General features: G+C 58.8%; 9 protein-coding genes. 6 read left to right on the top strand and 3 right to left on the bottom strand.

Going from position 1 to position 12,971, the window contains the following annotated elements:
- Nucleotides 1–13: 13 nt before the first annotated feature.
- From hmsP to ACJ8J1_RS22065, 3 genes are all read left to right on the top strand, one after another.
- Nucleotides 14–2,020 carry a biofilm formation regulator HmsP gene (gene hmsP, locus ACJ8J1_RS22075; RefSeq protein WP_033645050.1) on the top strand — a complete coding sequence of 669 codons (2,007 nt, stop codon included), beginning with the start codon at nucleotides 14–16 and terminating at the stop codon, nucleotides 2,018–2,020.
- 273 nt (nucleotides 2,021–2,293) lie between these two features.
- Nucleotides 2,294–3,580, top strand: coding sequence for a dicarboxylate/amino acid:cation symporter (locus tag ACJ8J1_RS22070; protein ID WP_033645049.1), 1,287 nt, complete (start codon nucleotides 2,294–2,296; stop codon nucleotides 3,578–3,580).
- 260 nt (nucleotides 3,581–3,840) lie between these two features.
- A complete protein-coding gene (locus ACJ8J1_RS22065) occupies nucleotides 3,841–5,346 on the top strand; it encodes a M16 family metallopeptidase (protein ID WP_033645048.1) in 1,506 nt (501 codons plus the stop codon).
- A 25-nt stretch (nucleotides 5,347–5,371) separates the two neighbouring features.
- Here the strand turns inward: ACJ8J1_RS22065 and ppiC are convergent, their stop codons facing one another.
- Complete coding sequence (gene ppiC / locus ACJ8J1_RS22060; RefSeq protein ID WP_004934175.1) at nucleotides 5,372–5,653, bottom strand: peptidylprolyl isomerase PpiC; 282 nt, start codon at nucleotides 5,651–5,653, stop codon at nucleotides 5,372–5,374.
- A 109-nt stretch (nucleotides 5,654–5,762) separates the two neighbouring features.
- On the opposite strand from ppiC, the gene rep reads away from it, so the two are divergent.
- A complete protein-coding gene (gene rep / locus ACJ8J1_RS22055) occupies nucleotides 5,763–7,787 on the top strand; it encodes a DNA helicase Rep (RefSeq protein ID WP_033645047.1) in 2,025 nt (674 codons plus the stop codon).
- A gap of 32 nt (nucleotides 7,788–7,819) precedes the next feature.
- On the opposite strand, the gene ppx is transcribed toward rep, so the two are convergent.
- Both ppx and rhlB read right to left on the bottom strand, forming a co-directional pair.
- Nucleotides 7,820–9,316, bottom strand: a complete 1,497-nt coding sequence (gene ppx, locus ACJ8J1_RS22050) for an exopolyphosphatase (protein WP_442520428.1) — start codon at nucleotides 9,314–9,316, stop codon at nucleotides 7,820–7,822.
- A 5-nt stretch (nucleotides 9,317–9,321) separates the two neighbouring features.
- On the bottom strand, nucleotides 9,322–10,608 hold the full coding sequence (gene rhlB / locus ACJ8J1_RS22045; RefSeq protein WP_033645045.1) for an ATP-dependent RNA helicase RhlB: 1,287 nt from the start codon (nucleotides 10,606–10,608) through the stop codon (nucleotides 9,322–9,324).
- A 131-nt stretch (nucleotides 10,609–10,739) separates the two neighbouring features.
- Here rhlB and trxA point away from each other — a divergent pair, with 131 nt between their 5' ends.
- Both trxA and rho read left to right on the top strand, forming a co-directional pair.
- A complete protein-coding gene (gene trxA, locus ACJ8J1_RS22040) occupies nucleotides 10,740–11,066 on the top strand; it encodes a thioredoxin TrxA (RefSeq protein ID WP_004934187.1) in 327 nt (108 codons plus the stop codon).
- Nucleotides 11,067–11,466: 400 nt separating this feature from the next.
- Complete coding sequence (rho, locus tag ACJ8J1_RS22035; RefSeq protein WP_004934188.1) at nucleotides 11,467–12,726, top strand: transcription termination factor Rho; 1,260 nt, start codon at nucleotides 11,467–11,469, stop codon at nucleotides 12,724–12,726.
- The last annotated feature ends 245 nt before the right edge of the window (nucleotides 12,727–12,971 follow it).

Genomic DNA, 12,971 nt, shown 5'->3' with positions numbered 1-12,971 from the left:
ACGGAGAGCAGGTTTGCGGGTCAGGCGTTCGTTAACGATTAAGCAGATGGCGACAGTGTCCGGCGTGGCGCTGGTTACGATCTGCATCTTTATCGTGATCCAGTTATTCCACTTTGTGCAGCAGCGCAGGGATGACTACGCCCAGCAACTGGAGAATATCGCCCACTCCGTGCGCCAGCCGCTGGCGGAGGCGGTGCTGCGCATGGACGTGCCGGAAGCCAAAAGGGTGCTGAACACGCTGTTGCCGGTCGGCATTCTCAGCCGGGCGGATATCGTCTTGCCGAACGAGTTTCAGGCGCTGCACGCCAATTTCCCGCCGGAGCGGCCGGTGCCGACGCTGATCGCCCGGCTGTTTGAACTGCCTATCCAAATATCCGTGCCGCTCTATTCGCTGGAACGGGTGCCGGCCAACCAGCAGCCGCTGGCCTACCTGGTGCTGCAGGCCGATTCGTTCCGCATGTATCAGTTTATCCTCAGCATATTGTCGACCATGCTGTCGACCTACCTGCTGCTGGCGCTGATCCTGTCGGTGTCCATCACCTGGTGCATGAACCGGCTGATGGTGCATCCGCTGCGCGCGATGGCCAAAGAGCTGGAGAACATCTCGCAGGACGAAGCGCCCTATCATCAACTGATGCTGCCGGCGCTGCACCAGGATGATGAGCTCGGCCTGCTGGTGCGCAATTACAACCGCAATCAACAGACGCTGGCCAAGGCGCATGCCGACATGAGCCGCCTGAGCACCCGCCACCCGGTGACCGAACTGCCGAACCCGGCCTTGCTGAACGCGTTGCTGGAACAGCATATCGCCTCCAGCCTGCGCCCCGAGCGTTTTAACCTGCTGGTGATCGGCATCGAGACGCTGCATGAAGCGTCGGGCGTGATGAGCCCGGCGATGCGCGAGGCATTGCTGTTGGCGCTGGCGAAGAAGCTGCGCGGCTGCATCGACGAAAACGGCGTGCTGGCACAGCTGAGCAATACCGAATTCGCCATCCTGGCCAAGGGCATCGAGCGGCCGTTCCACGCTATGCAGCTGGCGCGGCGCATCATGGCGGAGATCAACGCGCCGTTGACGCTGGAAGGACTGGCGCTGCGGCCCAACGCCAGCATCGGCATCGCCCACTACCTCAATCAGGGGGAGAGTGCGGAACAGCTGCTGCGTAGCGCCACCTCGGCGATGATGTCCGCGCATCGCGAAGGGAAAAATCAGATCCTGTTCTTCGAACCCAGCCTGACGGAGCGCACGCAGAAGCGATTGACGCAGGAGAGCGAGATCCTGCACGGCATTGAGCAGCGGCATTTCACGCTGTTCCTGCAGCCACAGATCGACATGCAGTCCAACGAGGTGATTGGCGCAGAAGCGTTGCTGCGCTGGCAGCAGTACGACGGCAGCTATACCCTGCCGGCCGACGTCATTCCGCTCGCGGAAGAGCTGGGCGTGATTGTGCCGCTCGGCAACTGGGTGCTGGAAGAGTCCTGCCGTATCCTGGCGGACTGGCAGCAGCGCGGCATTGCGCTGCCGCTGGCGGTCAACGTTTCCGGCATTCAGATGCAGGACGAGGCGTTTGTTCCGCATCTGAAAAATCTGCTGGCGCAGTATCGAATCGATCCGCGCAAGCTGCTGCTGGAGATCACCGAGACGGTACGCATCGACGATCTCGACCGCGCGCTGGCGCTGCTGCGCGAGCTGCACGATCTGGGGCTGTCGATCGCGTTGGACGACTTCGGCATGGGCTACTCCAGCCTGGAGTACCTGAACCGGTTGAAATCCCTGCCGATCGATTTGATTAAAATCGACCGCAGTTTCATTCAGGGGCTGCCGGCCGACGATGCGATGGTGCGCATCGTCAGTTCAATCTCTGAAGTGCTGGCGTTGCCGGTGATGGCCGAAGGCGTGGAAAACGCCGAGCAGCGCGACTGGCTGCTGCAGCACGGCATTCGCAGTGGGCAGGGATTCCTGTTCGCCCGGCCGCTGCCGCGCGAAGCGTTCGAAGCCGAGTTTTGCCGCGCGGCGCGGTGAGCGTCGCGATACCTTTCCGGTACTTTTCCTCGTCCGAAAATCGCTATTCCCCTCATACCTCTTTTGCGTTAGTGCAAACAAAGGCTTACGCAATTTTCAGCTTTGCACCCGGACTGACGCGTTTCAGCTCTTAAATTCACATCAACCCTGAGGGGTGGGTGCAACAAATTATTTCCATGTTGTTAAGTGGGTGTTATTTTCCGCGCAAGCAATGAACAGGCTGGATTTTTAGACTGCCGCCTGGTGCGTGTCTTCCCCCCATAGGATGTTCATATGAAAACAACAATTTTTAAGAGCCTCTATTTTCAGGTGCTGACGGCGATCACGCTGGGTATCCTGCTTGGCCACTTCTACCCTGACCTCGGCGCCCAGATGAAACCCTTGGGCGATGGCTTCGTCAAACTGATCAAGATGATTATCGCCCCGGTGATTTTCTGCACCGTGGTGACCGGCATCGCCGGCATGGAAAGCATGAAGGCGGTGGGGCGCACCGGCGCCATCGCGCTGCTGTATTTTGAAATCGTCAGCACCCTCGCGCTGATTATCGGCCTGGTGATCGTCAACCTGGTGCAACCGGGCGCCGGCATGAACGTCGATCCCGGTACGCTGGACGCCAAAGCGGTGGCGATCTACGCCGAGCAGGCGCAGCAGCAGGGCATCATTCCGTTCCTGCTGGACATCATCCCCGGCAGCGTGATCGGCGCGTTCGCCAGCGGCAACATTCTTCAGGTGCTGCTGTTCGCGGTACTGTTCGGCTTCGCCCTGCATCGTCTGGGCGACAAAGGGCAGCTGATCTACAACGTGATCGACAGCTTCTCGCGGGTGATTTTCGGCATCATCAACATGATCATGCGTCTGGCGCCGCTGGGGGCCTTCGGCGCCATGGCGTTTACCATCGGTAAATACGGCGTCGGCACGCTGGTGCAACTCGGCCAGCTGATCGTGTGCTTCTATATCACCTGCATCCTGTTCGTGGTGGTGGTGTTGGGCAGCATCGCCCGCGCCAACGGCTTCAGCATCTTCAAATTTGTCAACTACATCAAAGAAGAGCTGCTGATCGTGCTGGGGACCTCGTCGTCTGAATCCGCGCTACCGCGCATGCTGGATAAAATGGAGAAGTTGGGCTGCAAGAAATCGGTGGTGGGTCTGGTGATCCCGACCGGATACTCCTTCAACCTGGACGGCACCTCTATCTACCTGACCATGGCCGCGGTGTTTATCGCTCAGGCGACCAACACCCACATGGATATCATGCATCAGATTACCCTGCTGGTGGTGTTGCTGCTCTCCTCCAAAGGGGCGGCGGGCGTGACCGGCAGCGGCTTTATCGTGTTGGCCGCCACCATCTCCGCCGTGGGCCACCTGCCGCTGGCCGGCCTGGCGCTGATCCTCGGCATCGACCGCTTTATGTCGGAAGCCCGCGCGCTGACCAACCTGGTGGGCAATGGCGTGGCGACCGTGGTCGTGGCCAAATGGTGTAATCAGCTGGATGAGAAGCAGCTGAAAGACACCCTGAACAACAAAAATACCGGCGCGGACAAAACGCTGCCTTCCGCCTGATTTCGGCGGTAAATCACCGGTCGCATCCGCGGCCGGTGAGCTTCTTCCCCTGCCTCGTAACGATTTTTTGCATTAAAAACCCCGCAATCTATTATTTTTCACTCTAATGAGTGACATCCGCAAAGGCGCGCGGTCTAACACGATGGTACACTTTCTGCTTTCCGCCCCACCGTGAAACTCAGGGCGTATTTTTATGATTCCATTGAATGGAATACACGCATTTGCATAAGAAATTGGATAGTCATTAAGTAGGGGTTCACATGCAGGGCACCAGAATTCATCTTATAGTTGGTGGGCTGCTACTGGCGGCAGCCAGTGGCAGCGTGCAGGCTGAAGCACTACAACCCGATCCTGCCTGGCAGCAGGGGGCGCTGGCCAACGGGTTTTCATGGCAGATTCTCGATACGCCTCAGCGGCCGAGCGACCGCGTGGAACTGCGGCTGATCGTCAATACCGGCTCTTTGGTGGAGTCTTCGCAGCAGACCGGCTTTGCCCACCTGTTGCCGCGGCTGGCGTTGACGCGCAGCGAAAGCTTCACGGCGCCGCAGCTGCGGGCGCTGTGGCAGCAGAGCGTAGATAACGAGCGGCCGCTGCCGCCGGCTATCATCTCGTACGATTTCACCATGTATAACCTCAGCTTGCCGAACAACCGGCCCGATCTGCTGAAAGAAGCGCTGGCCTGGCTGGCGGACACGACCGGCAAACTGGCGATCGACGAGCACACGGTGCACGCGGTGATGAATTCCAGCATCAATCCGGTCGGCACTTTCCCACCCAATACTAAAGACGCCTGGTGGCGTTACCGCCTGAAAGGCTCGACGCTGCTGGCGCACGATCCGGCGCAGCCGGCGAAACGGCCGGTCAACCTTGAGCAGTTGAAGAAATTCTATCAGCAGTGGTACACACCGGACGCCATGACGCTGTTCGTGGTCGGCAAGGTTGACAGCCGCAGCCTGGGCGAGCAGATCAACAAGGCTTTCTCGCCGCTGCAGGGCAAACGTGAAACCCCGGCTCCGATGCCGACCCTGACGCCGCTGCCGCAGCAGCCGGTGAGCCTGATCAGCGAGCAGGTGAAGCAGGATACGCTGTCGATCATGTGGGATTCGCCGTGGCACCCGATTCGCGATTCGCAAAGCCTGCTGCGCTACTGGCGTGGCGATCTCGCCCGCGAGGCGTTGTTCTGGCACCTCCAGCAGACGCTGGAAAAAAGCGACCAGAAAAACCTGCATTTGGGCTTTGACTGCCGTGTGCAGTACCAGCGCGGGCAGTGCGCCATCCACCTGGATACGCCGAACAACAACCTGAACGGCAGCCTGGGCTTCATTGCCCGCGAACTGGCCAACGTGCGGGACAACGGCCTGTCGAAAGAGGAATTCGATGCGCTGCTGGCGCAGAAAAACGATCAGCTGAGCAAGCTGTTCGCGACCTACGCCCGTACCGACACCGACGTGCTGATGAGCCAGCGTCTGCGGTCGCAGCAGAGCGGGGTGGTGGATATCGCGCCGGAGCTGTACCAGAAGTTGCGCCAGGAATTCCTGTCCAGCCTGACGCTGGAGACGTTGAATCAGGCGCTGAAGCTGCAGTTGTCTCAGGACGCGACGTTGGTGCTGATGCAGCCGAAGGGCGAGCCGGAAATGAGCATGAAGCAGCTGCAGGATACCTATAACGGCATCATGATGCCGCCGCCGGCGGTGGTGACGGAAGAAGCCAAACCGGCGGACACCGCAGTCGCTTCGCCGGCGACGGACGCCGCTGGCGCGCAGTAATTCGTGGCAGGGGGCTCAGGCCCCCTCAGTTGCGGTACAGCACCTTGATGATATGGTAACCGAACTGGGTTTTGACCGGGCCGTAAGGTTTGAGCAGCGGGATGCTGAACACCGCTTTATCGAACGCAGGCACCATTGCGCCTTTGTTGAATTCGCCCAGCGAGCCGCCGTTGCGTTTTGACGGGCAGCTCGAGTATTTGCGCGCCAGCGTGTCGAAGCTGACGCCACGCTTAAGCTTGGCCAGCAGCTCGTTGGCCAGCTTTTCATTGTCTACCAGAATGTGCAGGGCGCACGCCGTTTTTGCCATGGTATTGCCTTTGTCGATGCGAAAATTGCGCTGATTATACCCGCTAAATCTCATCGGCGCTTTCTGCTACAATTCCCTTCCACGTTTTACAGTCGAGCAAGTCAGCGCCATGCGATTAAACCCCAGCCAACAACAAGCCGTCGAATTCGTTACCGGGCCCTGCCTGGTGTTGGCCGGTGCCGGCTCTGGCAAGACGCGCGTTATCACTAATAAGATAGCCCACCTGATCCACCACTGCGGCTATCAGGCGCGGCACATCGCCGCCGTGACTTTTACCAACAAAGCCGCGCGCGAGATGAAAGAGCGCGTGTCGCAAACCCTGGGACGCAAAGAGGCGCGTGGGCTGATGATTTCCACCTTCCACACCCTGGGGCTGGAGATCATCAAGCGGGAATATGTGGCGCTGGGCATGAAGTCCAACTTCTCGCTGTTCGACGACCAGGATCAGCTGGCATTGCTGAAAGAGCTGACCGAAAAGTGGTTGGAAAGCGATAAGACGCTGGTGGCGCAGCTGATTTCGACCATCTCCAACTGGAAAAACGACCTGATCGATCCCCAGCGGGCGGCAGAGTTGGCGCGCTCGGAGCGCGACAAGCTGTTCGCCCATTGCTACGGTCTTTACCACGCCCATATGCGGGCGTGTAACGTACTGGACTTCGACGATTTGATCCTGTTGCCGACGCTGCTGCTGCAACGCAACGAAGAGGTGCGTGAACGCTGGCAGCAGCGCATCCGCTATCTGCTGGTGGATGAGTATCAGGATACCAACACCAGCCAATACGAGCTGGTGAAGCTGCTGGTGGGCCATCGCGCGCGCTTTACCGTGGTGGGCGACGACGACCAGTCGATTTACTCCTGGCGCGGCGCGCGGCCGCAGAACTTGGTGCTGCTGAAGGAAGATTTCCCGGCGCTGCAGGTGATCAAGCTGGAGCAAAACTACCGTTCCAGCGAGCGCATTTTAAAGGCGGCCAATATCCTGATCGCCAATAACCCGCACGTGTTTGAAAAAAGGCTGTTTTCCGAGCTGGGGTATGGCGAAGAGCTGAAGGTGGTGACCGCCAACAACGAGGATCACGAAGCCGAGCGCGTGGTGGGGGAACTGATCGCCCACCACTTCGTGAAAAAAACCAACTACGGCGACTATGCGATTCTCTACCGTGGCAACCACCAGTCGCGGGTGTTTGAAAAGATGCTGATGCAGAACCGCATCCCGTACAAGATTTCCGGCGGCACGTCGTTCTTCTCTCGCCCCGAGATCAAGGATCTGCTGGCCTACCTGCGCGTGCTGACCAACCCGGACGACGACAGCGCCTTCCTGCGCATCGTCAATACCCCCAAGCGCGAGATCGGTCCGGCGACGCTGCAGAAGCTCGGCGAATGGGCCAACCAGCGCAACAAGAGTTTATTCCACGCCAGTTTCGATCTGGGGCTGAGCCAGCACTTGACCGGGCGCGGGCTGGAATCGCTCCAGCGCTTCACCCACTGGCTGGGCGGCATCGCCCAACAGGCGGAGCGTGAGCCGGTGGCGGCGGTGCGCGATCTGATCCGCGGCGTGGATTATGAAAGCTGGCTGTTTGAAACCTCGACCAGCCCGAAGGCCGCCGAAATGCGGATGAAGAACGTCAATACGCTGTTCGGTTGGATGACGGAGATGCTGGAAGGCAACGATTTGGACGAGCCGATGACGCTGACCCAGGTCGTGACGCGCTTCACCCTGCGCGACATGATGGAGCGCGGTGAAAGCGAAGAGGAGCTGGATCAGGTGCAGCTGATGACGCTGCACGCTTCCAAAGGGTTGGAGTTCCCCTACGTGTTCCTGGTGGGCATGGAAGAGGGGCTGCTGCCGCACCAGAGCAGCATCGACGAAGACAATGTCGATGAAGAGCGGCGTCTGGCCTATGTGGGGATCACCCGCGCGCAAAAAGAGCTGATCTTCACCCTGTGCCGCGAACGCCGTCAGTACGGTGAGTTGGTGCGGCCGGAGCCGAGCCGATTCCTGCTGGAGCTGCCGCAGGACGATTTGGCGTGGGAAACCGAGCGCAAAGTGGTGAGCCCGCAGGAGCGGATGCAGAAGGGGCAGAGCCATCTGGCCAATATCCGCGCCCAGCTGGCCAAGGCCAAAGGCGGGAATTAAAAAGAAAGGGCGCTCATCGCGCCCTTGCTATTTCAACGTTGTTCTTCCAATCGCAGCGTCCAGTGGACGTAGCTCTGCCAGTGGCTTTCCTGCTCCAGCGCCTCGGCGCACAGCGGATGCTGCTCCAGCCAACCCGGCGGCAAGATCACCGTCAGTTCATCGTCCTGATTGGCGCGTAAACGCACCGCCGGCAGCGTGTCGTCGCGGCGGCGGCTGGCGAAGATGATCGCCAGGCGCAAAATGCGGCACAGACGCTGCGCGGTGCGCGGCGGCAGGGCATTTTGCTGGTTCAACAGCGACAGGTCGAGGGTGTTACTCTGGTTTTGCAGCAGGGTGGCCAGCAGTTTTTTCTGCGCGGGGGTAAAGCCGGGTAAGTCCAGGTGGCGGATCAGGTAGGCGGCGTGTTGCGGCGCCTGCTTGAAATCGACGCTGAGGCCGAGTTCGTGGATCAGGCTGGCGCTGTGCAACAGCTCGCGACATCGCGCATCCAACTGCCACTCGTTGGCGACCTGCTGCGAGAAGTTGGCGGCGAGCTGGCTGACGCGCTCGGCCTGCTCGGTGTCGATCAGGTAGCGACGCTGCAGGTTGCGGATGGTGCGGATGCGAATATCCTGCTCCACCGGCAGATGCAGCATGCCGTAAACCAGGCCTTCACGCAGCGCCCCGCCGGCCAGCATCATGCTTTCGATGCCCAGCTCCTGGAAGATGGCCAGCAGAATGGACAGGCCGCTCGGGAAGACCAGCGCGCGTTCCAGCGTCAACCCTTCGATCTCCAGCTCTTCCAGCTTGCCGCACTGAATGGCCCGCTGTTTCAATTGGCGCAGCTTGGGCAGGGTGATGCGTTCATCCATGCCTTGCGCCACCATGATTTCCTGCAGCGCTTGTACGGTGCCGGAAGCGCCGACGCAGATTTGCCAACCTTGCTGGCGCAGCTGCGGCGCGATCGGCCGCACCATTTCGCGCGCGGCCTGTTCGGCGCGCTCGAAGTTTTCTTGCCCGAGGTTGCGATCGCTGAAGTAGCGCTCCAGCCAGGTGACGCAGCCCATCGACAGGCTGTACAGCTGCGATGCCTGTGCGCCGGTGCCGGTGACCAGTTCGGTGCTGCCGCCGCCGATATCGACGACCAGCCGCCGATCCGGCCCGCCGGTGGTGTGCGCGACGCCATGATAAATCAGCCGCGCTTCTTCTTCGCCGCTGATGACCTGCACCGGGCAGCCGAGGATTTGCTCGGCGGCCTGCAGGAACTCATCGGCGTTGGACGCCAGGCGCAAGGTGGCGGTGGCGACGACGCGGATCTGCTCGCGCGGGATGTCCTGCAGGCGTTCGGAGAACAGCCGCAGGCACTGCCAGCCGCGTTGCATGGCCTCATGCGACAGGTGATTGTGCTGATCCAGCCCGGCCGCCAGGCGCACCTTGCGCTTTATCCGCGCCAGAGTCTGAATGCTGCCGGCCACCTCGCGCACCACCAACATATGGAAGCTGTTGGAGCCGAGATCGATGGCAGCATAAAGCGTGCTGGAGCTGAGCATGGCGATCAGCTCGAGCGTTTACGGTTGCTGCGCGGCGCGCCGCCGCGACGTGGCGCGGAGTTGCGACGTGGGCCGTTGCCGCCGCGCGGACGCGACAGGCGCTTCGGTGCCGGCAGATCGGTCAGCAGCGCATCGCTGTTGTACTTGCTCACCGGAATGCTGTGATCGATATAGGTCTCGATCGCCGGCAGGTTGAGCGCGTACTCTTCACAAGCCAGGCTGATGGAGTGGCCGCTGGCGCCTGCTCGGCCGGTACGGCCGATGCGGTGCACGTAGTCTTCGCAGTCGTCAGGCAGATCGTAGTTGAAGACGTGCGTGACGGCGGGAATGTGCAGACCGCGCGCGGCGACGTCGGTGGCGACCAGGATATCCAGATTGCCCTTGGTGAAGTCGTCGAGGATGCGCAGGCGTTTTTTCTGCGCCACGTCGCCGGTCAGCAGGCCGACGCGGTGACCGTCGGCGGCCAGGTGGCCCCAGATGTCTTCGCAGCGGTGCTTGGTGTTGGCGAAGATGATGGCGCGATCCGGCCACTCTTCTTCGATCAGCGTCTGCAGCAGACGCATTTTTTCTTCGTTGGACGGGTAGAACAGCTCTTCTTTAATGCGGTGGCCGGTTTTCTGTTCCGGTTCCACTTCAACATATTCGGCGTTGTTCATCTGCTCGAAGGCCAGTTCGCGTACGCGATAGGACAGCGTGGCGGAGAACAGCATGTTCAGGCGTTGATCGGCCGCAGGCATGCGGCGGAACAGCCAGCGGATGTCTTTGATAAAGCCGAGATCGTACATGCGATCGGCCTCATCCAGCACGACGACCTGCATCGCGCCGAGATCGACATAGTTCTGCTTGGTGTAATCGATTAAACGGCCGGTGGTGCCAATCAGAATGTCCACGCCGCTTTCCAGCACTTTCAGCTGTTTGTCGTAGCCGTCGCCGCCGTAGGCCAGGCCCAGCTTCAGGCCGGTGCTCTGGGAGAGGGCTTCCGCATCGGAGTGGATTTGCACCGCCAGTTCACGCGTAGGCGCCATGATCAAGGCGCGCGGCTGATTGGTCTGGCGATCCTGTTTCGCCGGGTGGGTCAGCAAATAGTGAAAAGTAGACGCCAAAAACGCCAGCGTCTTTCCGGTACCGGTTTGCGCCTGACCTGCAACGTCACGCCCGGAGAGCGTGAGCGGCAATGCTAACGCCTGGATGGGCGTGCAATTGTGAAACCCTTTTTTCTCAAGGGCTTCAAGGACTAACGGGTGCAGGGCGAAGTCGGAAAACTTCTGTTCGGTCAAGTGTGTTTTGCTCATAGTGTGGTAGAATATCAGCTAACTATTGCTTTACGAAAGCACATCCGTTGAAATAAACGCGGTGCAATAAAATCACCTTGAGTTGGTTAATGCTACACCAACAAGGTAGACATAATCCTGTGGAGTAGAACATGAGCGATAAAATTATTCACCTGACTGACAGCAGCTTCGAAGCTGACGTGCTGAAAGCGGAAGGGCCGATCCTGGTCGATTTCTGGGCTGAATGGTGTGGGCCGTGCAAGATGATTGCTCCGATTCTGGATGAGATTGCCGAAGAGTTCGAAGGCAAACTGACCATCACCAAGCTGAATATCGATCAGAACCCGGCTACCGCGCCTAAGTACGGTATCCGTGGCATCCCTACGCTGTTGCTGTTCAAGAACGGTGAAGTGGCCGCGACCAAGGTTGGCGCGTTGTCCAAAGGTCAGCTCAAAGATTTCCTGAACGCGAATCTGTAATCGGGCGGGAAGCCCAGTATCAGGCGCCTGGCGGTGATGTTCAATTCACCGCTAGACGCCTGCCAAGAAGCGTGTTAAGTTTAACCACACTGCATATAGAACTTGCCCGAAGTTTTAAATCTAAAGAGTTTGAATCTAAAGCTATACTCTGTGTCGAACCACCGGCGTTGAAAGTAAACTGAACTCAACCCGTGTTTTGGCAATCAAACGGTTTTGCAAAAATCATTTTTAAGGTACCTTCGATCTTCAACCGTCAATGCGTGCGCCCGATGTAAGCCATTTCTTACCGCGACGGCTCTGCGCCCGGTGATCGAACGTCCAGTAAACAGGCACGCATCTCGCTGCCATACCATTCACGATACAAGTTCGAGACATACCCCGAGTTTAAGAACCCACCACTATGAATCTTACCGAATTAAAGAATACGCCGGTTTCTGAGCTGATTACTCTCGGCGAAAATATGGGGCTGGAAAACCTTGCCCGCATGCGCAAGCAGGACATCATCTTCTCCATTCTGAAGCAACATGCGAAAAGCGGAGAAGATATCTTCGGCGACGGCGTGCTCGAGATATTGCAGGATGGATTCGGTTTCCTCCGCTCTGGAGACAGTTCCTACCTCGCCGGTCCCGACGACATCTACGTATCCCCTAGCCAAATCCGCCGCTTCAACCTCCGCACAGGTGACACCATTTCCGGTAAGATTCGTCCGCCAAAAGAAGGCGAGCGCTATTTTGCCCTGCTGAAAGTCAACGAAGTCAACTACGACAAGCCGGAAAACGCCCGCAGCAAGATCCTGTTCGAGAACTTGACGCCGCTGCACGCCAATTCCCGTCTGCGGATGGAGCGCGGCAACGGTTCGACCGAAGACTTGACGGCGCGCGTACTGGATCTGGCGGCGCCAATTGGCCGCGGCCAGCGTGGCCTGATCGTGGCACCGCCGAAAGCCGGTAAAACCATGCTGCTGCAGAACATCGCGCAGAGCATCGCCTACAATCACCCAGACTGCGTGCTGATGGTGCTGCTGATCGACGAACGTCCGGAAGAAGTGACCGAGATGCAGCGCCTGGTGAAAGGCGAAGTGATCGCATCGACCTTCGACGAGCCGGCTTCGCGTCACGTGCAAGTGGCCGAAATGGTGATCGAGAAGGCCAAGCGCCTGGTTGAGCACAAGAAAGACGTGATCATTCTGCTCGACTCCATCACCCGTCTGGCGCGCGCCTACAACACCGTGGTGCCGGCCTCGGGCAAGGTGCTGACCGGTGGTGTGGACGCCAACGCCCTGCATCGTCCGAAGCGCTTCTTCGGTGCGGCGCGTAACGTGGAAGAGGGCGGCAGCCTGACCATTATCGCGACCGCGCTGGTTGATACCGGTTCGAAGATGGACGAAGTGATCTACGAAGAATTTAAAGGTACCGGCAACATGGAATTGCATCTGGCGCGTAAAATCGCCGAGAAACGCGTATTCCCGGCTATCGATTACAACCGCTCCGGTACCCGTAAAGAAGAGCTGCTCACCACCTCTGAAGAGCTGCAAAAAATGTGGATCCTGCGCAAAATCATTCATCCGATGGGTGAAATCGACGCGATGGAGTTCCTCATTAATAAGTTGGCGATGACTAAAACCAACGATGAATTCTTCGATATGATGAAACGCTCATAATTCGTTAAAAAATTCGCTGAACGCCACGCCTAGTCGTGGCGTTTTTCGCTTTTGGCGGATACGATAAGTAGCAGTAATGGAAAAGTAAGTTGTTTCCTCGACTTATTGAGAATTCATCTTGTTTGTCGGTCGGTTTCGCGCCGGTCGGCTTTGCTGCTGTCATTTTGTCAGTCGATGCGAAGAAAATAGGCATGAATCACCGTTGTCATAGGAAATGACCGAAAGGTAGCGGGGGCCAATGGCAC

Origin of the sequence: Serratia sp. CY37869 (assembly GCF_052168895.1) — a bacterium.
GTDB classification, from domain to species: Bacteria; Pseudomonadota; Gammaproteobacteria; order Enterobacterales; family Enterobacteriaceae; genus Serratia; species Serratia ureilytica.
Note: the sequence above shows the minus strand (reverse complement) of the source record. Positions and strands in the feature narration are given on the sequence as shown.